This window comes from Streptomyces anulatus (genome assembly GCF_014650675.1).
Lineage (GTDB): Bacteria > Actinomycetota > Actinomycetes > Streptomycetales > Streptomycetaceae > Streptomyces > Streptomyces anulatus.
In genome coordinates this window covers 556,360-582,440 of the sequence record NZ_BMVK01000002.1, presented here as the reverse complement: position 1 = coordinate 582,440, position 26,081 = coordinate 556,360, and the positions used below count along the sequence as shown (strand labels likewise).

At 69.0% G+C, this 26,081-nt stretch carries 19 protein-coding genes; 12 read left to right on the top strand and 7 right to left on the bottom strand.

The annotated features are described in order from the left end of the window. Positions 1–41: 41 nt before the first annotated feature. Positions 42–1,022: a helix-turn-helix transcriptional regulator gene (locus IE272_RS07285; RefSeq protein ID WP_190006562.1), complete on the top strand. Its 981-nt coding sequence runs from the start codon at positions 42–44 to the stop codon at positions 1,020–1,022. 72 nt (positions 1,023–1,094) lie between these two features. On the opposite strand, the gene IE272_RS07280 is transcribed toward IE272_RS07285, so the two are convergent. From IE272_RS07280 to IE272_RS07255, 6 genes are all read right to left on the bottom strand, one after another. After that, a complete protein-coding gene (locus IE272_RS07280; RefSeq protein ID WP_056700803.1) occupies positions 1,095–1,706 on the bottom strand; it encodes a YdeI/OmpD-associated family protein in 612 nt (203 codons plus the stop codon). A gap of 321 nt (positions 1,707–2,027) precedes the next feature. Then, complete coding sequence (locus IE272_RS07275) at positions 2,028–3,488, bottom strand: glucoamylase family protein (protein ID WP_057665613.1); 1,461 nt, start codon at positions 3,486–3,488, stop codon at positions 2,028–2,030. A gap of 302 nt (positions 3,489–3,790) precedes the next feature. Further along, a complete protein-coding gene (locus IE272_RS07270) occupies positions 3,791–5,011 on the bottom strand; it encodes a glycoside hydrolase family 1 protein (protein ID WP_056700800.1) in 1,221 nt (406 codons plus the stop codon). Positions 5,012–5,105: 94 nt separating this feature from the next. Then, positions 5,106–6,020: a carbohydrate ABC transporter permease gene (locus tag IE272_RS07265; protein WP_229897225.1), complete on the bottom strand. Its 915-nt coding sequence runs from the start codon at positions 6,018–6,020 to the stop codon at positions 5,106–5,108. Next, on the bottom strand, positions 6,017–6,988 hold the full coding sequence (locus IE272_RS07260; RefSeq protein ID WP_050360604.1) for a carbohydrate ABC transporter permease: 972 nt from the start codon (positions 6,986–6,988) through the stop codon (positions 6,017–6,019). The genes IE272_RS07265 and IE272_RS07260 overlap by 4 nt, the downstream gene beginning before the upstream one ends. A gap of 2 nt (positions 6,989–6,990) precedes the next feature. Further along, positions 6,991–8,238 carry a sugar ABC transporter substrate-binding protein gene (locus IE272_RS07255; protein WP_057665616.1) on the bottom strand — a complete coding sequence of 416 codons (1,248 nt, stop codon included), beginning with the start codon at positions 8,236–8,238 and terminating at the stop codon, positions 6,991–6,993. A gap of 277 nt (positions 8,239–8,515) precedes the next feature. Between IE272_RS07255 and IE272_RS07250 the strand changes: the two genes are divergently transcribed. Then, positions 8,516–9,526: an acetylxylan esterase gene (locus tag IE272_RS07250; RefSeq protein ID WP_190006479.1), complete on the top strand. Its 1,011-nt coding sequence runs from the start codon at positions 8,516–8,518 to the stop codon at positions 9,524–9,526. A gap of 73 nt (positions 9,527–9,599) precedes the next feature. Here the strand turns inward: IE272_RS07250 and IE272_RS07245 are convergent, their stop codons facing one another. After that, the gene (locus tag IE272_RS07245) at positions 9,600–10,670 is read right to left on the bottom strand and encodes a LacI family DNA-binding transcriptional regulator (RefSeq protein WP_050360602.1); all 1,071 of its coding nucleotides are present in this window, start codon (positions 10,668–10,670) and stop codon (positions 9,600–9,602) included. Positions 10,671–11,051: 381 nt separating this feature from the next. Here IE272_RS07245 and IE272_RS07240 point away from each other — a divergent pair, with 381 nt between their 5' ends. From IE272_RS07240 to IE272_RS07195, 10 genes are all read left to right on the top strand, one after another. Further along, positions 11,052–13,571, top strand: a complete 2,520-nt coding sequence (locus tag IE272_RS07240) for an ABC transporter family substrate-binding protein (RefSeq protein ID WP_190006478.1) — start codon at positions 11,052–11,054, stop codon at positions 13,569–13,571. A gap of 365 nt (positions 13,572–13,936) precedes the next feature. Further along, positions 13,937–15,811 (top strand): translational GTPase TypA, encoded by a 1,875-nt coding sequence (gene typA / locus IE272_RS07235; RefSeq protein ID WP_050360600.1) that lies wholly within the window; start codon positions 13,937–13,939, stop codon positions 15,809–15,811. Between the two features lie 638 nt (positions 15,812–16,449). Then, positions 16,450–18,069, top strand: coding sequence for a peptide ABC transporter substrate-binding protein (locus IE272_RS07230; protein ID WP_190006477.1), 1,620 nt, complete (start codon positions 16,450–16,452; stop codon positions 18,067–18,069). Positions 18,070–18,197: 128 nt separating this feature from the next. Then, on the top strand, positions 18,198–19,127 hold the full coding sequence (locus tag IE272_RS07225; RefSeq protein ID WP_050360598.1) for an ABC transporter permease: 930 nt from the start codon (positions 18,198–18,200) through the stop codon (positions 19,125–19,127). Beyond that, complete coding sequence (locus tag IE272_RS07220) at positions 19,120–20,073, top strand: ABC transporter permease (protein ID WP_057665626.1); 954 nt, start codon at positions 19,120–19,122, stop codon at positions 20,071–20,073. The genes IE272_RS07225 and IE272_RS07220 overlap by 8 nt, the downstream gene beginning before the upstream one ends. A gap of 11 nt (positions 20,074–20,084) precedes the next feature. Next, positions 20,085–21,143, top strand: coding sequence for an ABC transporter ATP-binding protein (locus IE272_RS07215; RefSeq protein ID WP_050360596.1), 1,059 nt, complete (start codon positions 20,085–20,087; stop codon positions 21,141–21,143). After that, the gene (locus IE272_RS07210; RefSeq protein WP_050360595.1) at positions 21,136–22,278 is read left to right on the top strand and encodes an ABC transporter ATP-binding protein; all 1,143 of its coding nucleotides are present in this window, start codon (positions 21,136–21,138) and stop codon (positions 22,276–22,278) included. The genes IE272_RS07215 and IE272_RS07210 overlap by 8 nt, the downstream gene beginning before the upstream one ends. Positions 22,279–22,442: 164 nt before the next feature. Next, entirely contained in the window at positions 22,443–24,077 is a 1,635-nt protein-coding gene (locus tag IE272_RS07205; protein WP_190006476.1) for a peptide ABC transporter substrate-binding protein, read from the top strand. A gap of 100 nt (positions 24,078–24,177) precedes the next feature. Then, on the top strand, positions 24,178–25,101 hold the full coding sequence (locus IE272_RS07200) for an ABC transporter permease (RefSeq protein WP_050360593.1): 924 nt from the start codon (positions 24,178–24,180) through the stop codon (positions 25,099–25,101). Next, positions 25,094–26,071 carry an ABC transporter permease gene (locus IE272_RS07195; protein WP_050360592.1) on the top strand — a complete coding sequence of 326 codons (978 nt, stop codon included), beginning with the start codon at positions 25,094–25,096 and terminating at the stop codon, positions 26,069–26,071. Before IE272_RS07200 ends, IE272_RS07195 begins: the two co-directional genes overlap by 8 nt. Positions 26,072–26,081: the final 10 nt, after the last annotated feature.

Below are 26,081 nucleotides of genomic sequence, written 5' to 3'. Positions count from 1 at the left end.
CCGGCCAGCTTGTGACCGGTTTTTATGAGAGTTTTGTCGGTATGCGATCCGATCGGCTGGTGGCCGTACTCCTCTTGCTCCAACGGCGCGAGCAGGTGACAGCCGCGGAGGTCTCCCGGGAGCTGGACGTCTCCGAGCGCACCGCCCGCCGTGACCTCGACGCCCTGGCCACGGCCGGGGTGCCCGTGTACTCCGTGCAGGGCCGAGGCGGCGGCTGGCGCCTCGTGGGCGGCGCTCGTACCGATCTGTCCGGGTTGACCGCCAGTGAGGCACGCGCCCTGTTCCTGGCGCTCGGTCCGGCCTCGGATGCGACGCCGGCGATGAAAGCAGCTCTGCGCAAGCTCGTCCATGCTCTGCCGAAGCCCTTCCAGGTGCAGGCCGAGGCAGCGGCGTCGTCGCTGGTCATAGACCCGCAGCGATGGGGGGCGAGCCGGCTCGAGCCCCGGCCGCTTCGCTTCCTCGACGAACTCCAGGACGCGGTGATCAGCGGCGTCCAGGTGTCGCTCGGCTACGTCGACAGCAAAGGCATCGAAACCCGGAGGACCGTCCACCCGCTGGGCATCGTCGCCAAAGGTCCTGTGTGGTATCTCGTCTCCGACACCGAAACCGGCCGACGGGTCTTCCGGATCGACCGCGTGTCGTCCGCCGACCCGACCGGCGACCCTGTGCACCGGCCCGGGGACTTCGACCTTGCCGAGAGCTGGAATGAGATCGCCGAAGAGGTCGATCGCAGACGAACGCCGCTGGAGGTCCGGGCGGTATGCACACCGGACGGGATAGGCATCCTCCGGATGGCGCTCGGCGACCGGCTCGACGTGGGAGGTTCCACGACCGACGGCCGCATCGAGGTCGTGATCCGCGGCCCCAATGAGTACATCCTCGCCGGCGAGCTCTCCGGGCTGGTCGAATGGGTCGAGGTGACCGGCCCTCCGAGTGTCCGAGACCGCCTGGCCTCGATCGGCAACGCCCTCGTCGAACGATACGGCCGGCCGCGCACCAGCGGAGACCTTCACCCGTCCTGAAGCGGACGAGGCAGGGCTTCGAGAACAGTTCCGCTCAACAGGCTGGGTCTGTCCGTTCCGGCAGGAGCCCGGTCACGACGTCGGCGGGTCCGCTGGCCTGGCTTTCTGCGGGTGGATCGTCTCGTGCCGGACCAGCATCGCCACGTACTCGGCGATCTTCCGGGTTCGCGTCTCGGCCCGCTTGACGGCATTGACCCGGCTGATGAGGGCGAAGCGGTTGGTCTTGGTGAGTACCTCGAACATCGCCTGCGCCGCTGGGTCGGCGGCGATCGCGACGCGCAGGTCGGCCGGCACCTCCGCTTCCGATGACGGCGCATAGGCGGCCGTCCACCGCCCGTCGGCCTTCGCGGCGTCCACCGCGGCGCGGCCGGCGGGCAGCATCAGGCCGGCCGCCTCCAACCGGGCCACGTTGGCGACGTTGCGCTGGGACCAGACGCTGCGCGGTCGGCGCGGGGTGAACCGCCGCCAGGAACTCCCCTCGTCGCGCTTGCGGGCCTGCCCGTCGATCCAGCCGAAGCACAGTGCCTCGTCGACCGCCTGCTGCCAGGTCAGCGTCGTAACGGAGCCGCCCTTCCTGGTCAGGGCGAGCCACACGCCAGGAGAGGTGGTGTGGTTGTCCAGCAGCCACGCGCGCAGCGCCGCGCCGTCAGCAACGATCAACTCATCCAGCTCGGTTCCGGTCACCCACCGCAGGTTAGTGGCTGCTCACGCGTGGTGGGACAGGCAGGGCCGCCCGGACTTCGAGCGGTTCGGTCTGACCGTGAGTCGTCAGGGGCAACGAGCGTGGCTCGACTCCCCGGACAACTCAGTCCCCCTCGTGCGGTGACCACCCCGGCATATCCCGTCCGGTCAGTCGGCGTGGTCGGGCATCGGACATGCCGAGCCCCCGGCCCGGCCTCGGAGACGGCAGCCTGCGGCCGGGCCCGCGCGCCCATACCCGGGGCACGCGGGCCCGGCCCCGCCGCTCACCCCTCGCCCGAGGAGACGGAAGGGCACAGATCGAACTCAGATCGAGAACCGCTCCTTCGCCAGCAGCGGCCGCACCCGGCTCCGGAAGCCGCCCGTCCGGAACGGCTGCTGGAGCAGGCCGGGGCGCAGCTCCTGGGCGAGGGCCGCGACGATCATTCCCTGGTCGAGCGCGAGCATGAAGTCGCTGACCCGGCCCGTGGACACGTTCACCGAGTCGCGGAAGCCGAGCCCGTCCTCGTACGCGCCGAAGTCCCGCTCCAGCGCCCGCAGGTTGGCCATCGCCTCCCGGCCGGCGTACGGCAGGGCCAGGAAGGAGGCGTGCGGGGTGACGACGCCATTGGTGAACGCCGACGGCGGCGGCAGGGGTTCGCCGTCCGTGGTGTGCGTGCGGTCGGTGTTGGAGGCGTATCCGTCGACCGCCATGCCGAGCGCGTCGACCCCGTACTCCTGGTAGCCGTCCTCGGGGACGTTGGAGGGGGAGAAGCCCCAGTAGCCGTACTCCGCCTCCCGCAGACCGTGGTCGATCTGGCCGCGTACGTAGCGGTGGTGGGTTACACCCCAGGCGCGCGGCGACCACTGCTGCTCCGGCACGAACAGCGGCACCATCAGCGCCTCGAACATCGAGCCGCCCCAGGTGGGGACCACCTTGCGGCCGCGGTGGGTGTAGTGCCCGTTCCAGACGCGTACGCCGTCGACCGTGACGTATCCGCCGCCGGGCTTCTGCTCCTGCTCGTGCTCCGGCAGCATCGTCCGCAGCAGGTGCCAGTAGTGGTCGCCGGGCAGCGAGCCGTCCGCGATGCCGAGGTAACTGGCCATGCGCGGCTCGGTGTTGAGCGCTCCGTAGTGGTGCGGTGTCGGCTCGTCCGTGTCGGTCCAGACGCCGCCGCGCAGTTGGCCGGGGCCCGCGACCGGGTCGGCGGGGTCGTAGGGGGTGTAGAAGTACGACCAGTCCGCCGTGGCCAGGATGCGGTGGATGCGGGGGCGCAGCGAGGGTGCGGCGTCGGCGGCTATCCGCAGGCCCGTCACCAGCCAGGCGTTGTCGACGGAGGACAGGAACGGGCGGACCGGATCGCCGGTGCCCGGCCACTGGGTGAGTACCGAACCGTCGTGCGCGTCGTACCAGTTGAGCCAGAAGCCGTGATGGCGCTCCAGCTTCTCGACGGCGGCGACCGTACGGGTCAGGGCCCGGATCATCGCGCTCTCGCGGATCACGCCGAGGCCCGCGGCGGCGACCGTCGACCACAGGCCGCAGCCGATGTTGGTCGGCGAGGTCTGGGCGGACTGGGCGGGGGCGCCCGGGCCGCTGAGGTCGATCTTGTCGGTGACGAGGCCGAAGTCGGTCGTCATCGCCTCGATCGAGCGGTACGTGTCACGGAACCAGGTCTTCAGAAGGCGTGGGTCGGTGGGGGCGGCGACAGCCGCCGGGGCGGTTACGGCTCCGAGCGACAGGGCCGCGGCCCCGGTCCCTGCGGCGGTGAGAAACGTGCGACGGTCCATCGTTCCGGCTCCTGGTGGCAGAAGGGGGAGGGGGAGGGCAAGTCGTGGTGTTCGGCCGTGCGGGGTCGTGCGGGGCGTGCGGGGCATGCAGGCATGCAGGCATGCAGGCATGCGGGGTCGTGCAGGGCGTGCGGGGTAGTGCAGGCATGCGCGGTAGTGCAGGGCGTGCCAGGTTGCGCGATGGCGCGTGGGGGCTTGGTGGGGTGGGCCGGGGCCGGCGGTCGTCAGGATCCGCCGGCCCCGGCCCACCCGAGGGAGCCGTCAGGAGGCTCCCCGTACAGGGGGGCAGCCCCGAGGGTGAATCAGGCTGCTGTGCGCGGGAGTTCGCGGGTGCGGCCGAGCGAGCCCAGCCATTTCGCCGAGTCGCGCGGGGTGCGCTCGAAAGTCTCCCAGTCGATGGCGATCAGGCCGAACGTGGCCTTGTACGTGCCCCACTCGTAGTTGTCCAGGGCGCTCCACGCCAGGTAGCCCCGGATGTCGATGCCGTCGGCCAGCGCGGAGGCGACTTCGTCCAGCGCGCCCGCGTAGTAGTCGACGCGGCGGCTGTCGTCGTCGGTGGCGATGCCGTTCTCCGTGACGATCAGCGGGACGTCGCCCACCACAGCGGCCGTGTGGCGCAGCGCCTCGCCGACCGCCCTCGGGTAGTACTCCCACGACGTCAGCGTCCGCTCGACGTCGTCGGCCGCCGGGATCGGTCCGTCGGGGCCGATCCGCGTACGGGTGTAGGACTGCACGCCGATCCAGTCGTCGCCGCGCGCCGCCTCGATGAAGACGTCCTCGCGCGGGTGGCGGTAGGCGGCGGTGACGTTCTCCGCACCGGGGAGGGCCTGGTAGACCTGGTTGGCGATGGTCCAGCCGACCTGGATGCCCGCGTCCAGGGCCCGGACCTCCTTGACGGCCGCGTGGTGGGCGGCGATGACGGCCTCGGTCGTCTCGTCGTCGGGGGTGGGCAGACCGGCGGGCGGGAAGCTGTTGTCGCCGCGCTTGGCCTGACCCGCCATCACGGCGATCATGTTCGGCTCGTTGATCGTGCAGACGTGGCTGACGCCCTCGGAGATGACGGGGGCGCACGCCGCCACGTACCGCGCGAACAGCTCCACCGCGCCCTCGGCCGTCCAGCCGCCGCGCGCCTCGAACCACTGCGGGACGGTGAAGTGGTGCAGGGTCACCATCGGGCGCAGGCCGCGCTCGATCGCTCCCTCCACCATCCGCCGGTAGTGGGCGAGCTGGGCGCGGGAGAAGCGGCCTTCGACCGGCTCGATGCGGGCCCACTCGATGGAGAAGCGGTAGTCGGTGAAGCCGAGGGAGGCCAGCAGGTCCATGTCCTCGGACCAGCGGTGGTAGCTGTCGCAGGCGTCCAGGCTCGGCTCCGCGATGTGGGTGCCGGCGGCGTGCTCCTTGACCCACCAGTCGCTGTCGGTGTTGTTGCCCTCGATCTGGTGGGCGGCCGTGGACGCGCCCCAGAGGAAGCCTTCGGGGAACGGTACGGGGGTCTTCTGGTCCGGAGCAGGGGTGTGGGTCATCGCGACATGTCTTTCTGGTGGTGGTGAGGGGTGTGGCCGCGCTCGGTCACGGGGTGGGGTGCGGCCTCGTACGTGGAGTGCCCCGGCGGAGGCGTTACTTCATGCCCGCCGTGGCGATGCCCTGCGTGAAGTGCCGTTGCAGCGCGATGAAGACGACCAGCACCGGCAGCACGATCAGGAAGGCCCCGGCCATCAGCATCCCGTTGGAGCCCCCGGCCTTGTTGGGGTCGGTGGCGAAGGTGGCCAGGGCCACCGGGAGGGTGTACTTGTCGGGGTCGTTGGTCGCGATCAGCGGCCAGACGAAGTTGTTCCAGGAACCCAGGAACGTGAAGATCGACAGGGTCGCGAGGGCGGGCTTCACCAGCGGCATCACGATCCGCCAGAAGATGTACCACTCGCTCGCGCCGTCCATCCGGGCCGCTTCCAGCAGCTCGTCCGGGATCGACTGCATGAACTGGCGCATCAGGAAGACCCCGAAGGCCCCGGCGGCGAACGGCAGCACCAGACCGGCGTAGCTGTCGATCAGCTGGAGCTTGCTCATCAGCACGAACAGCGGCAGCAGCATCAGGTTGCCGGGCACCATCAGCGCGCCGAGCACCAGGCCGAAGATCTTGTTGCGGCCGACGAAGTTCAGCTTGGCCAGGGCGTAGCCGAGCATCGAGCAGAAGATCAGGTTCGAGACGGTCACCAGGACCGCCACGATCACCGAGTTCATGAAGTACAGCGGCAGGTCCAGCTTGTCGAGCAGCTGCCGGAAGTTCTCCAGGGTCCACTCGGTGGGGATCCACACGGGCGGGCTGGCCGACAGCTCGCTCTGCGTCTTGAAGGCGGAGAGCCCCATCCAGAGGAAGGGCGCCGACATGACCAGCAGGCCGAGCGAGAGCAGGACGTAGACCAGGGGGCGGGAGACGTTCCGCTTCCCGCCGTTGCCCTTCTTCCCGCCGTCGCCCTTCTTCCCCGAGGTGTTCTTCAGGGGCTCGACCGCCGCGGTGCTGCTGTTGGCGCTCATTTCGTGTTGTCCTTCAGCAGTCGGAGCTGGAGCACCGTGATGCCCATGATCACCACGAAGAGGACGTACGCCATGGCGCTCGCGTAGCCCATGTGGAAGAAGTTGAACCCTTCGCGGTACATGTTCAGCGAGACCGTGAGGGTCGAGTCGGACGGGCCGCCCTGGGTCATCACGAACGGCTCCTCGAACACGTTGAGGTAGCCGATCGTCGTGATCACCGTGGCGTAGAGGAGGGTCGGTCGCAGGAGCGGGACCGTGATGCCCCGGAACTCCTGCCAGACGCTCGCGCCGTCGAGCTTCGCGGCCTCCCGCACCTCGGTGGGGATCGCCTGGAGGCCCGCGATGAACAGCACCATCACCGTGCCGACGTTCCGCCAGACCGCCATGACGATCAGCGACGGCATCGCCAGCGTCTCGGAGCCGAGGAAGTCCGGGGCCGTCCAGCCCACTTCGGAGAAGAGGCCGGCGATCAGCCCGTCGCTCGGATCGAGGACGAACCGCCAGACGACGGCCACCGCGACGATGGTGGTGACCACCGGGGCGTAGAAGCCGACCCGGAAGAAGGTCCGCGCCCGGTCGATGCCGTTGTTCAGCAGAACGGCGACGACCAGCCCGATGCCGATGGTCAGCGGCACGCCGACGACGACGAAGTACCCCGTGTTGAAGAGGGACTTGAGGAACTTCTCGTCGCCGAAGAGGTTGACGTAGTTCTCGAACCCGATGAAGTTCGCTTCCCACGGGCGCGTCACGTTGCGCAGCCCGAAGTCCGTGAAGCTCATCACCAGCGTGGCGAGGATCGGGAACGCCATGAAGACGGTGAACAGGACGAGGAACGGGGTGGAGAACAGCCAGCCCGCCGCGTTCTGCACGCCCATCGACGGCTTACGGCCTCGGCTGCCCCCGGGGGCCGGGGACGGTGCGGCCCCGGCTTTCCGGGGCCCTCGGGCCTTCTCGGTCGTGGTGCTCATGGCTACTGCTTCACGAGACCTTCGATCTCGGACTGCGCGGTCTTCAGCGCGTCCTCGGCGGAAGCCTTGCCCTGCGTCACCTTGGCGATGGCCTGGTCCACCTTGTCGGTGATCTCGGTCCAGTTGGCCAGGGACGGCGAGGACTTGGCGGTGTCCATCTGCTTCTTGAAGGTCTGCAGGTCGGCGTCGTCGGCGAGCGTCCCGGACTCCCACGCGGAGGTGTTGGCGGGCAGGTCCTTCGTCCGCTCGTACCAGTCGGCCTGGCCCTTCGTGTCGGTCAGGTACTTGATGAACTCGGTCGCCGCGGCCTTGTGCTCGCTGTCCTTGGAGACGACGAGGGAGGAGCCGCCGGCCATGGAGGTGGAGGAGGCGTCCGCCGGAACGTTCGCGATGGCCCACTTGCCCTTGATCTGCGGCTGGCCCTCGTTGAGCAGCGTCACGTGCCAGGGGCCGCCGAAGAACATCGGGACCCGGCCGTTGCCGAAGTCCTTCACCACGTCGTAGCCGGGCTGCACGGACTTGTTGGAGAGGCCCTTGTCGAAGTACGAGCCGTACTCCTTCAGCGCCTTGACGGCCTCCGGGCTGTCGATGACGGCCTCGCCCTTGTCGTTGACGATCTCGCCGCCCGCCGAGTACAGGAAGGAGTAGAAGTTCTGCACGGTGTCCAGGCCGCTGGGCTGGATGGACAGCCCCCACTTCGTACCGGCCTTCTCCTGGTACGCGGTCGCCAGGTCCTTCAGGCCCTTCCAGTCGGTCGGAGCCTCGGTGACGCCGGCCTTCTCGGCCAGGTCCGTGCGGTAGTAGAGGACCCGGGTGTCGACGTACCACGGCACGCCGTAGGCGGTGCCGTCCACCTCGCCCTGCTCCCAGCCGGCCGGGAAGAAGTCCTTCTTGTCGAAGACCTTGGTGTCCACCGGCTCCAGCACGCCGAGCTCGGAGAACTCGCCCAGGTAACTGCCGCCCATCTGCGCCACGTCGGGCAGGGTGCCCGCCGCCGCTGCCGAGACGAGCTTCTGGTGGGCGACGTCCCAGCCGATCGGGGTCACTTTGACGGTGATGTTCGGGTTGGCCTTCTCGTAGACCTCGGCCACGTCGGCGAGCTTCTCGCCCTCGGCCCCCATGGCCCACACGGTGAGCGTCTGCTTCTCGTCCGCCGCGACGTCGCCGCCGCCGGAGGAGCCGCAGGCGGAAAGGGTCACGGCGAGCGCGAGCGCTATGCCGGCGGGAGCGGTTCTGGCGATGCGGGACATGGGAGGGCTCCTCCTTGAGCAATCCGGATGCTGCGCTATGTATGCGCTGCCTGTAAGCGCATACATCACTCTGCGCCAGTCATTCGGGAATCCGCAAGAGGGTGCTGGGTCACACTCGTGCAACGTGCTCGACATCCTGGCGCCTTGTAGTTGAACCGTAAACGCACTGTTTGTGGAACAACAGGCGATGTGACCGATTCGTCTTGAGGGGCCCGGGTCCGGGCTCGGGGTCGGGGTCTCGCACGGCGGGGCCGCGGTCGGCGTCTACCCTCGCGGCATGGCCCCATCCGTCGCGTTCCCGCACGACTTCGCGTTCGATCCCGCCTACGGGTACGACGCGCCGGAAGCCCTGCTGGGCATCCCCGCCCCGCCCGCCCCCGACGGGTTCGACGCCTTCTGGCAGGACCGCTGCGCGCGGGCCCGCGCGGTCGACACGCGCCCGGTCCTCGGCCCGGTCGAGGAGGAGCGCGACGGCGTCCGGATCCACGGCGTGACCTACACCTCCGTGGGCGGCGTCCGGCTCGGCGGCTGGCTCGCCCTGCCCGCCGAGGGGCCCGTGCGGTACGGATTCGTCGTCGGGCACGGCTACGGCGGCCGCCAGGAGCCCGGCCGCGACCTTCCGGCGCCGCTGCCCGGGGCCGCCGTGATCCTGCCGTGCGTCCGGGGCATGGGGGAGCGGGGCCGGGTCGACGGCATCCCGGACCTGGCCGCCGAGCACGTCCTGCACGGCATCGGCTCCCGCGACACCTACGTCATCGGCGACTGCGCGGCCGACCTGTGGTGCGCCGCCTCCGCCCTCACGGCACTCGTCCCGGAACTGGCGGAGGCCGGCCTCCCGGGCGGGCCCCGCCTCGGCTACCTGGGCGAGAGCTTCGGCGGCGGACTCGGGGCCCTCGCGCTGCCCTGGGACGACCGCTTCGGCGCGGCCCAGCTCACGGTCCCCACCTTCGGCAACCACCCGCTGCGCCTGACCCTGCCCTGCGCGGGCAGCGGCGAGGCGGTCCGGGCGCACCACCGCGAGCACCCCGAGGTCACGGATGTCCTCGGCTTCTTCGACGCGGCGACGGCGGCGACCCGGCTGACCCTGCCCACGCTGGTCGCGGCCGCGCTGTTCGACCCGTCCGTGCCGCCGCCGGGCCAGTTCGCGGTGCACAACGCGCTGGCCGGCGAGCGCGAACTCCAGGTGCTGACGGCGGGGCACTTCGCGTACCGGGGCATGGTGGCCGAGGCGGCGGAGCTGCACGCGAACCGGACGCGGTTCTTCGGGGAGCGGCTGCGGGCCGTCTGACGAGGGCGTCGGCGCGGCCGTGGCGGGAGCACCGGTCCGACGCCGTCGCCGGGCCGGCGGTCTGCCGGACGGCTCAGCCGCAGCCGCAGCTCGCGCGGCGGGTCACCGAGACCGGCAGCTCCAGCGAGACCGGGGCGCGGCCCGGGTCCGCCAGGCGCTGCACCAGCAGCTCCACCGCCTGTTCGCCCAGCCGTCGGATCGGCTGCCGGACGGTCGTCAGGGGCGGGCGGACGATCCGGCTCAGCGGGATTCCGTCGAACCCGGTCACGGCGATGTCATCGGGCACCCGCACCCCGCGCCGCTCCAGTGCCTGGAGTGCGCCGACCGCCATCTGGTCGTTGGCGAACAGCATCGCCTCCGGCCGCTCCACCCCCGTACCCTCCGACCGGTCCAGCAGGGCGCCCGCCGCCAGCGCGCCCTCGGCCTGCGTCATCATCCCGGCGCGCAGCTCCGGCCGGGAGGGCACCGGAAGGCCCGCGTCCCGGCACCCCGCCTGGAAGCCCCGGAACCGGGCCTGGGCGTCCGGCGAGTTCTCCTCGCCGCCGATGAACGCCAGTCTGCGCAGCCCGTGGTCCTCGATCAGGTGGCGGGTCAGTTCGCGTTCGCCCTCGGCGTTGGCCACCACGATGTGGTCCAGGTGGTCGATCTCGCGCGGTCCCGCGAGCATCACCACGGGCAGCCGGCGCGATATCACTTCCAGGTCCTCGGTCGGAACGGTCTGCGCCAGTACGGCGAACCCGTCGACCCGCCCCGCGACCTTCGCCACCAGGCTCTCCGGCCCGCCGTCCAGCGAGGCGGCGATCAGCAGGGCGTAGCCGTGCCGCCGGGCCGCCCGTTCCATGCCCCGGATGATCTGGTCGGAGTAGAGCATGACGGCCTGGTCGTCGTCCGCGTCGCTCGCGGCGGCGGCGGTCTCGGCGTCCGGGTCCGCGTAGTCGGGGAAGCACAGCCCGAGCACGCCCGTCGTCCGGCTGGCCAGGCCCCGGGCGCTGCCGGACGGCACGTACCCCAGCTCGCGGGCCGCCTCCATGACCTTCTCGCGGGTCTGGGCACGTACGGAATCGGGGTTCCGGTAGACCCGGGAGACCGTGGCAATGGAGACGCCCGACCGCTCGGCGACGTCGTACACCGTGGGGGCGCTCACTCGACCGACCGTCCGCTTCTTCTTTCGTAGCGCCGCGCCTGGCGCGTGTGCTGATACCGGGCCGGCGGCTCGCTCGCCTGCCGATGCGATCACGAGGCTCGTGAAAGCGCATTCACCCTAGATCGTGGGCCGCAGGGGGAGCAAGGCCATCCGGAGTCGCGCGGAACGTGCGCCGGATGTCACGGGGCCCGCAGGAGCGAAACGTTCCTCCGGCCGGGTGAGCTTGCGGCTCCCGCCCGCCGTGTCTGCGCCCCCTCGCGCGAGGGGGCGCTTTCAGTGGGCGGAAGGAATCAGTGTGATCAACTGCAAATGCCACCACATACGCACTATCCGGTCCATTCCGGTACGGGGTGGTCCGGGCCGGCCCCGGAGGTATCAGCCATGTCCCACGTCGGCGTCCCGCGCGGGACGGTTCGAAAGCGCCGATCGCTCGCGCTCCTCACGACGGGGGTGCTCACGATCCCGGTGCTGGCGGGCTGCAGCTCCGGCAGTGAGGAGACCTCCCGGGGCGTGCCCCAGGACATCGCACCCGCCGCCCGCCAGGCGGTCTCCGACGGTTCGACGGTGAACTGGGCGGTCGACGCGCTGCCCGCCACCTTCAACGCCTTCCAGGCGGACGCGGACAGCGCCACCACCCGGATCACCGGAGCCCTGCTCCCGGCCCTCTTCCCGATGGACGCGTCCGGGCAGCCGAAGCTCAACCCGGACTACCTGGAGTCCGCGAAGATCATCGAGCGCGAGCCGAAGCAGGTCGTGCTCTACAAGCTCAACCAGCAGGCGGTGTGGAGCGACGGACGGGAGATCGGGGCCCCCGACTTCGTCGCCCAGTGGCGGGCGCTCAGGGGCAAGGACTCCGCGTTCTGGACCGCCCGCAACTCCGGCTACGAGCGGATCGAGAAGATCGAGCGGGGCGCGGACGACCTCCAGGTGCGGGTCACGTTCTCCAAGCCGTACGCGGACTGGCGCTCCCTGTTCTCGCCGCTCTACCCGAAGGAGATCACCGGCTCGCCGGACGCCTTCAACGACGGGGCGCGCACCACCCTGAAGAACACCGCAGGGCCCTTCGTCCTGCGCAGCGTCAGCAAGGCCAAGGGCACCGTCACCCTGGCCCGCAACCCGCGCTGGTGGGGCGACAAGGCCAAGCTGGACACCCTCGTCTTCCGGGCGGTCGCCGCCGGGGACCGCACCCAGGCGCTCGCCGACGGCACGGTGGACGTCGCCGACATCGACGCGTCCACCGCCGACCGCATCGCGCTCGCCCGCCGCGACCGGGGCAACAACGGCCAGCCGCTCGCGCACGGCCCGGGCTCCGAGACCACGCCCGCCGCGGCCCTGCGCTCCTGGGCCCTGGCGCACGGCTCCGACGAGGAGGCCGCGGAGATCGCGCAGGCCGCCCGGGAGAAGAACCGCAAGGCCGTCGTCGCGTACACGGCAGAGCAGAAGGGCCTGCGCGACTTCGCGGTCCGCAAGTCCCTGGAACCCGCCTACACCCAGCTCGCGCTGAACGGCGAATCCGGCCCCCTCGCCGACGACCGGGTCCGGCGGGCGGTGGCCCGCGCCCTGGACCGCGAGGAGCTGGCCCGGACGGTGCTGGGGCCGCTGGGCCTCCCGGCGAAGCCGCTCGGCAGCCACCTCGCCCTCGCGGGGCAGCCCGGCTACAAGGACGGCAGTGGGGCGCTCGGCGACCAGAACACCAAGGAGGCCCAGGCCCTGCTGGCGGACGCGGGCTGGACCCGGGGCGGCGCGGTTCAGCCGCCCAAGGACACCAAGGCCGGCAGCGAGGCGGAGAAGAAGGGCGCCAAGGGCGACGCCCCGGGCACGGAGGAAGACGCGGAGAAGGAAGCCGCCGAGGGCACGAAGGACGACAAGGAAGCGAAGAGCGAGAAGGCGGAGAACGAGAAGAAGGCCGGACAGGCCGGCGAGGAGGAGAAGGCCGGGAAGAAGACCGAGCAGGACGGCGAGGGCTCCACGACCGAGGACTCCACGACCGAGGACTCCACGGCCGAGGGCGAGAAGGCCGACAGGGCCTCCGCCGACCGGGCCTCCGAGGACAGCGCCGCCTCCCGCGACGAGGGCCTCTACATCGTCGGCGAGGACAACAAGCCCGGCGCCCACGCCCCCGCCCAGGCCGTCTCCACCGGCGGCGTCTCCGCCGTCCACGTCCTGGCTCCCGCCCGGACGGCCGCCGCCCAGAGCGCCGCCCTGCTCCGCCAGGCGGGCGCCCTCGGCGAGGACGGCGCCGTCGCCGCCCAGGACAAGCAGCCCGGGGGAGCCGCCGGAGCGTACGCCCCCGTCGGCACCGCCGCCCCCGCTCCCGCCGCGGCCAAGGGGCAGCTCGGCAAGGACGGCAAGGCGCTGACCCTGCGCTTCGTGCTCCCCTCCGGGCCCGGCTCCCAGTCGCTGCGCAGCGTCGGCGACAAGATCGCGGTGATGCTGGAGAAGATCGGCATCGGCACGGAGATCATCAAGGTCCCCGACGAGAGCTACTTCAAGGACCACGTCGCCTCCGGCGCGTACGACCTGGCGCTCTACTCGTGGCCCGCCACCGCCTACCCGGCCACCGACGGACGCCCGATCTACGCCAAGCCGGAGCCCGCCACCGACGGGTCGCTCCTCGTGGAGCAGAACTACACCCGGGTCGGCACCGACCACATCGACCAGCTCTTCGACCAGGCCGCCGCCGAACTCGACGAGAAGGCCGCACGGGAGCTGATGAAGCAGGCGGACGCCCGGATCTGGGCCGCCGCCGGATCGATTCCGCTCTTCCAGCGCCCGCAGCTGGTCGCGGTCGACAAGAAGCTCGCGAACGTCGGGGCGTTCGGTTTCGCGGCCCCCCGGTACCAGGACATCGGGTTCAAGAACCGGCAAGCGGCAGGTTCCCCCGCAGACCGCAAGAAGTAGCGGTCAAATACCACACCCTCGCTCCGCCAAGCTCAGATGCACCTCAAAACCCTTGCCCGCCGGTTCCGCCGGCGGGCAGTGTGGTGTCTGCCCTTGACCCGGGCCGTTCATCGCTTCACCGCTCCTCACCCCCCACAGCTCCGCCTGGATCCGGCCACTCCCATGGCCCGGCAGCACCTTGACACCGGCTGAATATCGCCTGAATCACACGGGAAGACCGCGTCCGCGGATCGGTCCGGGAAGCCCGGTGGGCCCCGGGCCCGTACGATGGGACGAGCCGTGGCGTGCCGCCCGGCGGGCGTACGAGGACTCGAAGACCGACTGAGACGCCTGATCCCACGATCCGAGAGAAGCGCAAGCCACCCATGCCCACGCGCCACGACATCCGTAACGTAGCCATCGTCGCCCACGTCGACCACGGCAAGACCACGCTGGTCGACGCCATGCTCAAGCAGGCCGGAGCGTTCGCCGCCCACGCCGCCGAGCACCTCGACGACCGCATGATGGACTCGAACGACCTGGAGCGTGAGAAGGGCATCACGATCCTCGCCAAGAACACGGCGGTGAAGTATCACCCCAAGGACGGCGGGGACCCGATCACGATCAACATCATCGACACCCCCGGCCACGCCGACTTCGGCGGCGAGGTCGAGCGCGGTCTGTCGATGGTGGACGCGGTCGTGCTGCTCGTCGACGCCTCCGAGGGCCCGCTGCCCCAGACCCGCTTCGTGCTGCGCAAGGCGCTGGCCGCGAAGATGCCGGTCATCCTGTGCATCAACAAGACGGACCGCCCCGACTCCCGGATCGCCGAGGTCGTCGACGAGACGTACGACCTGTTCCTGGACCTGGACGCGGACGAGGACCAGATCGAGTTCCCGATCGTCTACGCCTGCGCCCGTGACGGCGTCGCCTCGCTGACCAAGCCCGAGGACGGCACCGTCCCGCCGGACAGCGAGAACCTGGAGCCGTTCTTCAACACCATCCTGTCGCACGTCCCGGCCCCGGAGTTCGACGCGGACGCGCCGCTCCAGGCCCACGTCACCAACCTGGACGCCGACAACTTCCTCGGCCGTATCGCGCTCTGCCGCGTCGAGCAGGGCGAGCTGCGCAAGGGCCAGACGGTCACCTGGATCAAGCGCGACGGCACCATGTCCAACGTCCGCATCACCGAGCTGATGATGACCGAGGCGCTCACCCGCAAGCCGGCCGAGGTGGCGGGCCCGGGCGACATCTGCGCCGTCGCCGGATTCCCGGACATCATGATCGGCGAGACCCTGGCCGACCCCGAGAACCCGATCGCGCTCCCGCTGATCACGGTCGACGAGCCGGCCATCTCGATGACCATCGGCACCAACACCTCGCCGCTCGTCGGCAAGGGCGGCAAGGGCCACAAGGTCACCGCCCGCCAGGTGAAGGACCGCCTCGACCGCGAGCTGATCGGTAACGTCTCGCTCCGCGTCCTGGACACCGAGCGTCCCGACGCCTGGGAGGTCCAGGGCCGAGGTGAGCTCGCGCTCGCCATCCTGGTCGAGCAGATGCGCCGCGAGGGCTTCGAGCTGACCGTCGGCAAGCCCGAGGTCGTCACCAAGCAGATCAACGGCAAGACCCACGAGCCGATCGAGCGCATGACGATCGACTCGCCGGAGGAGCACCTCGGCGCCATCACGCAGCTCATGGCGACCCGCAAGGGCCGTATGGAGACCATGACGAACCACGGTTCGGGCTGGGTCCGCATGGAGTGGATCGTGCCCTCCCGCGGCCTCATCGGCTTCCGTACGGAGTTCCTGACGCAGACCCGCGGCACCGGCATCGCGCACTCGATCTTCGAGGGCCACGAGCCGTGGTTCGGCGAGCTGCGCACCCGTCACAACGGCTCGCTGGTGGCGGACCGTTCGGGCTCCGTCACGCCGTTCGCGATGGTCAACCTCCAGGAGCGCGGTGTCATCTTCACCGAGGCCGGCACCGAGGTCTACGAGGGCATGATCGTCGGCGAGAACTCCCGCGCCGACGACATGGACGTGAACATCACCAAGGAGAAGAAGCTCACCAACATGCGTGCGGCCTCCGCGGACACCACGGAGAACGTGGTCCCGGCCCGCAAGCTGTCGCTGGAGCAGTCCCTGGAGTTCTGCCGCGAGGACGAGTGCATCGAGGTGACCCCGGAGACCGTGCGCATCCGCAAGGTCGTCCTGGACGCCAAGCAGCGTGGCCGCACGGCCTCGCGCGCCAAGAACGGCTGACACCGGGGCCCGTACACGGCTGACGCCAGGCCCGTACACGGCTGACACGTGGCCCCACGGGCCCGAGGACCGCCCGGACGCCCCCCTGGGGGCTTCCGGGCGGTCCTGTGCGTCCGGCCGGAGGGCCGGGAAACCCAGGAGTCCCGGGAGCCCCGTAGGAACCCCGCGCTCCCCGGAACCGCGCACTCCGTATGGGGAGACGCTCCGCACCCCCCGGGAGTCCGTCGGACGGTCCGTCAGTACAGGCATTGACAGAAGGTCCGGCCCACCACGGACACTGTGGTGGGCCGGACCTTCGTCAATCTCTTTTTCTGACCAGGGTGTCCGGATATCGGGGGTCGCTCTCCGGAAAATGTGTTAACAGTCCGTTTCGGGCGTGTCTGTCTGGGATCGCTTTGTCCGGATTTCGGGCACGCAGAGGGTGCTGATGTTGTCAAACCGAGACCCTTTAAGTGTGGTTTACAGCCCGCCCGTACTCAATAGTTGGCTCCATTGAGCTCGGGTCAATGGGTCACGCACTGTGGGGAGTGCCGACTCACGAGCACACTCGGGGCACTGAACGATCACCGTCAGGGGTGTCGGTGAATCTCTCCAGTGCCCCTCTTGTAGTCAAAAGTGGACTCATGAGGAGGAAACCCATGCGCGGTGCCAAGAGCGCCAAGTGGGTCGCGGGAGCGGCCGTCATCGCCCTGGCCGCGACTGCCTGTGGCGGAAGCGACAGCGGTGACGAGGGCAAGAAGAACACGTCGGGCCAGCCCGCCGGTTACGTCTCGATCGACGTCGGTGAGCCCCAGAAGCCTCTGATGCCGGCCGACACGAACGAGAGCAACGGCTCCTACGTCATCCAGTCGCTGTTCACCCAGCTGCTGGACTTCGACGACAAGGGCGAGATCGTTCTCACGAACGCCGAGTCCGTCGAGACCGAGGACTCCAAGACGTGGACCGTCAAGCTCAAGGCCGGCTGGAAGTTCCACAACGGTGAGGCCGTGACCGCGCAGTCGTACATCGACGCGTGGAACTGGTACGCCAACGTCGAGAACAAGCAGCAGAACGCGTTCTGGTTCTCCGACATCAAGGGCTACGAGGACGTCCACCCCGAGAAGGGTGCGCCCAAGGCCAAGGAGATGTCCGGCCTGAAGGCCGTGGACGACACCACGTTCACCATCGAGCTGGCCAACAAGGTCCCGTACTTCAACTACAAGCTCGGCTACGCGACGTTCGCGCCGCTGCCCAAGGTCTTCTACGACGACCCGAAGGCGTTCGGTCAGAAGCCGATCGGCAACGGCCCGTACACGTTCGAGAAGTGGACCCACAAGAAGCTCATCCAGGTCAAGGCCTGGGACGAGTACCAGGGCCCGAACAAGGCTGCCAACAAGGGCATCCAGTTCAAGAACTACTCGACCGTCGAGGCCGCGTACTCGGACGTCATCTCCGGCAACCTGGACATGATCCGTCAGGTCGGCCCGCGTGACCTCCCGAAGTACAAGACGGACCTCGGTGACGGCGCGATCGAGCAGCCCTACGCCGCGATCCAGTCGCTGAACCCGGCGTTCTACTCGAAGACGTTCAAGGACATCGACCCCAAGGTCCTCCAGGGTCTGTCCATGGCGATCGACCGTGACACCATCACGAAGACCGTCCTGAACGGCACCCGCACCCCGGCGACGAGCTTCACGCCCCCGCAGGTCAAGGGCAACCAGACGCTCGACTCCGACATCCTGAAGTTCAACCCGGCCAAGGCCAAGGAGCTCATCAAGGAGGGCGGCGGTGTTCCGGAGAACAAGATCTCGATCCAGTACAACGCCGACGGTGGGCACAAGGAGTGGGTGACCGCTGTCTGCGAGTCCATCCGCAACGCCACCGGGGTCGACTGCGTCGGCGACGCCAAGCCGGACTTCCCGACCGACCTCGAAGCGCGTGACAACAACGAGGTCAAGGGCTTCTACCGCGGTGGCTGGGTGGCCGACTACCCCGTCAACGTGAACTTCCTCAAGGAGCTCTACCACTCCAAGGCTGAGTCGAACAACGGTCGGTTCGCCGACAAGGAGATCGACGAGCTGATGGCGAAGGGTGACAAGGCCGACTCGCTCGAGGCCTCCGTCGCCGCCTACCAGGAGGTCGAGAAGGCCCTGGTGGACAAGATGCCCGCCATCCCGCTCTGGTACTACGCGATCAACGGCGGCCACGGCAAGAACGTCGACAACGTCAAGGTCGACTTCCACGGTGACCTCGAACTGACCGGCGTCACCACCAAGTAACGCCTGCGGGTCATTCCCCAACTGGCCGTCATCCGCCCGTGCTGCCCCTCAGCACGGCCGGAGGCGCGGGGGTCGTCTCTGCGAAGAGGCGGCCCCCGCGCCGCAGTTATCCCCACACGGAGGCACCCATGGGGCGCTATGTCGCACGACGACTGCTCCAGATGATCCCGGTCTTCATCGGGTCGACCTTGCTGGTCTTCCTGATGATGTACGCACTGCCCGGCGACCCCGTCAGAGCACTTGCCGGTGAACAGCACGTAGATGCTACGCAGATCGCCGCACTGAAGGCGGATCTGGGACTGGACCAGCCGATCTGGCAGCAGTATTTGAACTACCTGGGCAATCTGTTCCAGGGCGACCTCGGCACGCAGATCGGGACGCAGCGTCCGGTCGCCGAAGTCATCGCCGATGCCTACCCGATCACCGTCAGACTGGCGATCTTCGCCTTCGTCTTCACGGTCGTCGCCGGGATCTCGCTCGGCATCGTCGCGGGCCTCAAGGCCGAGTCCCTCCGGGACCGCGGTCTGCTCGGTCTGACCCTGGTGCTGATCTCCATGCCGTCCTTCGTGCTGGGCTTCCTCGTTCAGTACTTCTTCGCGTTCCAGCTCGGCATCGCCAAGCCCAACGTGAGCATCGAGCCGACGAACACCGAATTGATCATGCCGGCCATCGTGCTGGCATCCCTGTCGCTCGCGTACGTGGCCCGCCTCACCCGTACCTCGGTCGCCGAGAACATGCGCGCCGACTACATGCGTACGGCTGTCGCCAAGGGCCTGCCGCGCCGCCGCGTCATCGGCGTCCACCTGATGCGCAACTCGCTCATCCCGGTCGTCACCTTCCTCGGCACCGACATCGGCGCCCTGATGGGCGGCGCGATCGTGACCGAGGGCATCTTCAACATCAAGGGCGTCGGATCGCTCGTCTTCGAGGCTCTCGCCAAGCGTGAGGGTGCCACCGTCGTCGGCGTCGTGACGCTGCTCGTCGTCGTCTATCTCGTCTGCAGCCTGCTCGTCGACCTGCTCTACGCGGTCCTGGACCCGAGGATCCGGTATGCCTGACACCACCGCACTCAAGGGCACCGACGCTCCGGCCACCGCCGTCGACGCGCCGCCCGCCACGGACGCCGGGCCCGCGCCCGGCAAGCCGCGCAGCCTCTGGTCGGACGCCTGGCACGATCTGCGCCGCAACCCGCTCTTCATCATCTCGATGGTGCTGATCCTGTTGCTCGCCGTCATGGCGATCTTCCCGAGCCTGTTCACCAGCGCCTCGCCGCGGGACGCCAACCTGGCCGAGCACTACCTCCAGCACCCGAAGTGGGGCAACTTCTTCGCCCCCGACTGGCTCGGATACGACGTCCAGGGACGCTCGATCTACGCGCGTGTCGTCTACGGCGCCCGCGCCTCGATCACCGTCGGTGTGGTCGTGACCATCGCGGTCACCATCACCGGACTGGTGATCGGCATGATCGCCGGTTACTTCGGCGGCTGGATCGACACGATCCTGTCCCGCATCACCGACGTCTTCTTCGGTGTCCCCTTCATCGTCGGCGCCATGGTCATCCTGACCAGCTTCGAGGAGCGCTCCGTCTGGGTCGTCATCCTGTCGATGGCCTTCCTCGGCTGGACGTCGATCGCCCGAGTCGCCCGTGGCTCGGTCATCACGATCAAGCAGGCCGACTACGTCGTCGCCGCCAAGGCGCTCGGCGCCTCCACCACCCGGATCCTGACGCGGCACATCCTGCCGAACGCCATCGCTCCGGTGATCGTGGTCGCCACCATCGCGCTCGGCGGCTACATCGCCGCCGAGGCCACCCTGTCGTTCCTCGGCATCGGCCTCGCCGAGCCGACGGTCTCGTGGGGCATCGATGTGTCCGCTGCGAAGGACCAGCTCCGCAACGCGCCGTACGTCCTGGTCATCCCCTCGGTGATGGTCTCGATCACGGTGCTGTCCTTCCTGATGTTCGGCGATGCGGTCCGCAACGCCCTCGACCCCAAGATGCGCTGAGGGAGGCGTTCGTGACCACCATCGACAAGACGGCTCACGTCCCCGCACCGCGGGAGTCCGTGAGTGGCGACGGTCCACTGCTCGACGTCCGTGACCTGCACGTGGAGTTCCACACCCGCGACGGTGTGGCCAAGGCGGTCAACGGTGTGAACTACACCGTCAGCGCCGGCGAGACGCTCGCCGTGCTCGGCGAGTCCGGCTCCGGCAAGTCCGTGACCGCGCAGACCATCATGGGCATCCTCGACATGCCGCCGGGGAAGATCACGCAGGGCGAGATCCTCTTCCGCGGCCAGGACATGCTGAAGATGTCCAACGAGGAGCGCCGGAAGATCCGCGGCCAGAAGATCGCGATGATCTTCCAGGACGCGCTCTCCTCGCTGAACCCGGTCCTCTCCGTCGGCTACCAGCTCGGCGAGATGTTCCGCGTGCACCAGGGCCTGTCCAAGAAGGCGGCCAAGGCCAAGTCCATCGAGCTGATGGACCAGGTCAAGATCCCGGCGGCGGCGGCCCGTATCTCGGACTTCCCGCACCAGTTCTCCGGCGGTATGCGCCAGCGCATCATGATCGCCATGGCGCTGGCCCTGGAGCCGGACCTGATCATCGCGGACGAGCCGACCACCGCGCTCGACGTGACGGTGCAGGCCCAGGTCATGGACCTGCTGGCCGAGCTCCAGCGCGAGTACAACATGGGTCTGATCCTGATCACCCACGACCTCGGCGTCGTCGCCGACGTCGCGGACAAGATCGCCGTGATGTACGCGGGCCGCATCGTGGAGACGGCCCCGGTGGACGAGCTGTACAGCCGCCCGGCGCACCCGTACACCAAGGGTCTGCTGGACTCGATCCCGCGCCTGGACCAGAAGGGCCAGGAGCTCTACGCGATCAAGGGCCTGCCGCCCAACCTCACGCGTATCCCCGCGGGCTGTGCCTTCAGCCCGCGCTGCCCCAAGGCACAGGACATCTGCCGTACGGACGTCCCGCCGCTCGCCCCGGTGACCGAGCAGGACGGCCTTGAGCTCGTCGGCCGCGGCAGCGCGTGCCACTTCTGGAAGGAGACGATCCATGGCTGAGCTCAAGAAGGAGCCCGTGGACGCCACCCCGAACGTCTCCGACGTGGAGACCGTGGACGTCGCGACCGAGGCGGAGGCCGTAGCCGCCATCGACGCGCCCGTCAGCCAGGGCGAGCCGATCCTCCAGGTGCGGAACCTCGTCAAGCACTTCCCGCTCACCCAGGGCGTGCTCTTCAAGAAGCAGATCGGCGCGGTCAAGGCCGTCGACGGGATCTCCTTCGACCTGTACGCCGGTGAGACCCTCGGCATCGTGGGGGAGTCCGGCTGTGGCAAGTCCACGGTCGCCAAGCTCCTGATGACGCTGGAGCGGGCCACCGCCGGCGAGGTCTTCTACAAGGGCCAGGACATCACCAAGCTGTCCGGCCGCGCGCTGAAGGCCGTGCGCCGCAACATCCAGATGGTGTTCCAGGACCCGTACACCTCGCTGAACCCGCGTATGACGGTCGGCGACATCATCGGGGAGACCTTCGAGATCCACCCCGAGGTGGCCCCGAAGGGCGACCGGCGCCGCCGCGTCCAGGAGCTCCTGGACGTCGTCGGGCTGAACCCGGAGTACATCAACCGGTACCCGCACCAGTTCTCCGGCGGTCAGCGCCAGCGCATCGGCATCGCCCGCGGCCTCGCGCTCAACCCGGAGATCATCATCTGCGACGAGCCGGTCTCCGCGCTCGACGTGTCGGTGCAGGCGCAGGTCATCAACCTGATGGAGAAGCTCCAGGACGAGTTCAACCTCTCCTACCTCTTCATCGCGCACGACCTGTCCATCGTCCGGCACATCTCCGACCGGGTCGGCGTGATGTACCTCGGCAAGATGGCCGAGATCGGCACGGACACGCAGATCTACGACCACCCGACGCACCCCTACACCCAGGCGCTGCTGTCGGCGGTCCCGGTCCCCGACCCGTCGGCCCGCGAGGGACGCGACCGGATCATCCTCACCGGTGACGTTCCGTCACCGGCGAACCCGCCCTCGGGCTGCCGCTTCCGCACCCGGTGCTGGAAGGCGGAGGAGCGCTGCGCGACGGAGGAGCCCCTGCTGGCGATCCCCGAGCGCTTCGTCGCGGGAGCCACGCCCGCCACGCACGAGTCGGCGTGCCACTTCGCAGAGGAGCGTGACGTCGTGCACGCGGCGTAGTCGCTCGACGTTCCTGAACGGCAGATGCCCGGTTCCCCGCAGGGGACCGGGCATCGTCGCGTCTGCCCGCGCCCCCGCCCGTACGGGGTAAGCCCACATGCGGTACATGGCGTTATGGGGTGATATGAGGCATTGAGCTACTCGATGACTCTAGGAGGCACTTCATGCGCGGAGCCACACAGGTCAGGTGGGCCGCATGTGCGGTGGCCGTCGCCCTGGCAGCGACGGCCTGCGGCGGCGGTGACGGTGACGGCGGCGGCAGCAGCGGCGCCGACGGCATCGTCAGCTCCTCCTGGGGAGACCCGCAGAACCCCCTGGAACCCGCCAACACCAACGAGGTCCAGGGCGGCAAGGTCCTCGACATGGTCTTCCGCGGACTGATCCGCTACGACCCGAAGACCGGCGAGGCCAAGAACATGATCGCCGAGTCCATCGACTCGACGGACTCCCAGAACTTCACGATCAAACTCAAGGACGGCTGGACGTTCTCCAACGGCGAGAAGGTCACCGCCAAGTCCTTCGTCGACGCCTGGAACTACGGCGCCGCACTGAAGAACAACCAGAAGAACGCCTACTTCTTCCAGTACATCGAGGGCTACGACAAGGTCCACCCGGAGTCCGGCTCCGCCTCCGCCGAGACCCTGTCCGGCCTGAAGGTCGTCGACGACCTGACCTTCACCGCCAAGCTCACCCAGAAGTTCTCCCTGTGGCCCGACACCCTCGGCTACTCCGCCTTCGTCCCCCTGCCCAAGGCGTTCTACGACGACCACGACGCCTGGCTCTCCAAGCCCGTCGGCAACGGCCCGTACACCATCGAGTCGTACGCCAAGGGCTCCTCGATGAACCTGCGCAAGTGGGACGACTACCCGGGCGACGACAAGGCGAAGAACGGCGGCGTCGACCTCAAGGTCTTCACCGACAACAACACCGCCTACACCGACCTGACGTCGGGCAACCTCGACCTCGTCGACGACGTGCCCGCCTCCCAGCTCCGCAACGTCGAGGCGGACCTCGGCAACCGGTACATCAACACGCCCGCCGGCATCATCCAGACCCTGGCCTTCCCCTTCTACGACGCGGAGTGGGACACCGACGACGCCCGCAAGGTCCGCCAGGGCCTCTCCATGGCGATCAACCGGCCGCAGATCACCGACCAGATCTTCCAGAAGACCCGCACCCCCGCCTCCGACTGGACCTCCCCGGTCCTCGGCGACGACGGCGGCTTCAAGAAGGGCCTCTGCGGCAAGGAGTGCACGTACGACAAGGCCGCGGCCAAGAAGCTGATCGACGAGGGCGGCGGCATCCCCGGCGGCCAGCTGAAGATCTCGTACAACGCGGACACCGGCTCCCACAAGGAATGGGTCGACGCCGTCTGCAACAGCATCAACAACGTCATGGGCAACAACAAGGCCTGCGTCGGCGGCCCCGTCGGCACCTTCGCCGACTTCCGCGCCCAGGTCTCCACCCAGAAGCTCACCGGCGCCTGGCGCGCGGGCTGGCAGATGGACTACCCGCTGATCCAGAACTTCCTCCAGCCGCTCTACTACACCAACGCCCCGTCCAACGACGGGAAGTGGAGCAACCAGGAGTTCGACGACCTGATCGACAAGGCCAACGCCGAGAGCGACAAGGCGAAGGCCGTCACCACCTTCCAGGACGCGGAGAAGATCCTCGTCACGGAGATGCCGGTCATCCCGCTCTGGTACCAGAACGGCAGCGCCGGCTACTCGGACCGGGTGGACAACGTCGCGCTGAACCCGTTCAGCGTCCCGGTCTACGAAGAGATCACCGTCAAGTGACGCGCTGAGACGCGCACGGCCGGGACGCCCGACACGCGCCCCGGCCGTCCGCGCACCACCACCCGCCCGGAACTGCTGGACCCGACCCCCGGAGCCCCTCATGGGACGTTATGTGATCCGGCGGCTGCTGCAGATGATCCCCGTCTTCTTCGGCACCACGCTGTTGATCTTCCTCATGGTGAACGTGATGGGCGACCCGATCGCGGGCCTCTGCGGCGACCGCCAGTGCGACCCGGCCACCGCCGCCCAGCTGCGCTCGGAGTTCGGCCTCGACAAGCCGGTCTGGCAGCAATACCTCACCTACATGGGCAACGTGTTCACCGGCGACTTCGGCACCGCGTTCAACGGGCAGAAGGTCACCGAGCTGATGGCCACGGCCTTCCCCATCACGATCCGGCTCACCGTCGTCGCGATCGTCTTCGAGGTCGTCATCGGCATCAGCCTCGGCGTCGTCACCGGCCTGCGGCGCGGCCGCCCCGTCGACACCACCGTCCTCATCCTGACCCTGGTCGTCATCGCCATCCCGACCTTCGTCACCGGCCTGCTGCTCCAGCTCCTCCTGGGCGTCAAGTGGGGCATCATCAAGCCCTCCGTCTCCGCCGACCCCACCTTCGACGAGCTGCTCGTCCCCGGACTGGTCCTCGCCTCCGTCTCGCTCGCCTACGTCACCCGGCTCACCCGGACCTCGATCGCCGAGAACGCCCGCGCCGACTACGTACGCACCGCCGTGGCCAAGGGCCTGCCCCGCCGCCGGGTCGTCGTACGGCACCTGCTGCGCAACTCGCTGATCCCCGTCGTCACCTTCATCGGCACCGACGTGGGAGCCCTGATGGGCGGGGCCATCGTCACCGAACGGATCTTCAACATCCACGGCGTCGGCTACCAGCTCTACCAGGGGATCCTGCGCCAGAACTCCCAGACCGTCGTCGGGTTCGTCACGATCCTCGTCCTCGTCTTCCTGGCCGCCAACCTGATCGTCGACCTCCTGTACGCCGTACTCGACCCGAGGATCCGCTATGCCTGAGCCGCAGTCATCGGACGGAGCGATCTCCCCGGCGGGAGCCGGCGGCCCCATGGACCTCGCCCTGGAGGAGGGCGCCAGCCTGGAGAAGAACCCGGCCGGCCCCGACGGCACGGGCCCGGCAGGCAAGCCGCGCAGCCTCTGGTCGGACGCCTGGCGGGACCTGCGGCGCAACCCGGTCTTCATCATCTCCGCCCTGGTCATCACCTTTCTGGTGATCATCTCGATCTGGCCCTCGCTCATCGCCAGCGGCGACCCCCTCCAGGCCAATCTCGACGACGCGCAGAAGGGCTCCGAGCCCGGCCACCCCTTCGGCTTCGACCCGCAGGGCCGCGACGTCTACACCCGGGTCGTCTACGGCACCCGGACCTCGGTGACCGTCGGCGTCTGCGCCACCCTCGGCGTCGCGATCCTCGGCAGCCTGTTCGGCGGACTCGCGGGCTTCTTCGGCGGCTGGTGGGACTCGATCCTCTCCCGCCTCACCGACGTCTTCTTCGGCATCCCCGTCGTCCTCGGCGGCCTGGTCTTCCTCTCCGTCGTCACCAGCTCCACCGTCTGGCCCGTCGTCGGCTTCATCGTCCTGCTCGGCTGGCCCCAGATCGCCCGCATCGCCCGAGGCTCGGTCATCACCGCCAAACAGAACGACTACGTCCAGGCGGCCCGCGCGCTCGGCGCCTCCAACTCCCGCATGATGCTGCGCCACATCACCCCGAACGCCATCGCCCCGGTCATCGTCGTGGCGACCATCGCGCTCGGCACGTACATCTCGCTGGAGGCGACCCTCTCCTACCTCGGGGTCGGCCTGAAGGACCCGGCCGTCTCCTGGGGCATCGACATCTCCGCCGCCTCCAACTACATCCGCAACGCCCCGCACATGCTGCTCTGGCCCGCCGGAGCGCTGGCGATCACCGTGCTCGCGTTCATCATGCTCGGCGACGCGGTGCGCGACGCCCTCGACCCCAAGCTGCGCTGAGGAGCCGGTT

Excerpts from the sequence above, each read along its gene's own strand:
- IE272_RS07270 (WP_056700800.1), bottom strand. The coding sequence starts at position 5,011 with ATGACCCACACCCCTGCTCCGGACCAGAAGACCCCCGTACCGTTCCCC.
- IE272_RS07200 (WP_050360593.1), top strand. The coding sequence starts at position 24,178 with ATGGGACGTTATGTGATCCGGCGGCTGCTGCAGATGATCCCCGTCTTC.
- IE272_RS07195 (WP_050360592.1), top strand. The coding sequence starts at position 25,094 with ATGCCTGAGCCGCAGTCATCGGACGGAGCGATCTCCCCGGCGGGAGCC.
- IE272_RS07265 (WP_229897225.1), bottom strand. The coding sequence starts at position 6,020 with ATGAGCGCCAACAGCAGCACCGCGGCGGTCGAGCCCCTGAAGAACACC.
- IE272_RS07285 (WP_190006562.1), top strand. The coding sequence starts at position 42 with ATGCGATCCGATCGGCTGGTGGCCGTACTCCTCTTGCTCCAACGGCGC.
- IE272_RS07260 (WP_050360604.1), bottom strand. The coding sequence starts at position 6,988 with ATGAGCACCACGACCGAGAAGGCCCGAGGGCCCCGGAAAGCCGGGGCC.
- IE272_RS07275 (WP_057665613.1), bottom strand. The coding sequence starts at position 3,488 with ATGGACCGTCGCACGTTTCTCACCGCCGCAGGGACCGGGGCCGCGGCC.
- IE272_RS07220 (WP_057665626.1), top strand. The coding sequence starts at position 19,120 with ATGCCTGACACCACCGCACTCAAGGGCACCGACGCTCCGGCCACCGCC.
- IE272_RS07230 (WP_190006477.1), top strand. The coding sequence starts at position 16,450 with ATGCGCGGTGCCAAGAGCGCCAAGTGGGTCGCGGGAGCGGCCGTCATC.
- typA (WP_050360600.1), top strand. The coding sequence starts at position 13,937 with ATGCCCACGCGCCACGACATCCGTAACGTAGCCATCGTCGCCCACGTC.
- IE272_RS07250 (WP_190006479.1), top strand. The coding sequence starts at position 8,516 with ATGGCCCCATCCGTCGCGTTCCCGCACGACTTCGCGTTCGATCCCGCC.
- IE272_RS07240 (WP_190006478.1), top strand. The coding sequence starts at position 11,052 with ATGTCCCACGTCGGCGTCCCGCGCGGGACGGTTCGAAAGCGCCGATCG.
- IE272_RS07225 (WP_050360598.1), top strand. The coding sequence starts at position 18,198 with ATGGGGCGCTATGTCGCACGACGACTGCTCCAGATGATCCCGGTCTTC.
- IE272_RS07255 (WP_057665616.1), bottom strand. The coding sequence starts at position 8,238 with ATGTCCCGCATCGCCAGAACCGCTCCCGCCGGCATAGCGCTCGCGCTC.
- IE272_RS07205 (WP_190006476.1), top strand. The coding sequence starts at position 22,443 with ATGCGCGGAGCCACACAGGTCAGGTGGGCCGCATGTGCGGTGGCCGTC.
- IE272_RS07210 (WP_050360595.1), top strand. The coding sequence starts at position 21,136 with ATGGCTGAGCTCAAGAAGGAGCCCGTGGACGCCACCCCGAACGTCTCC.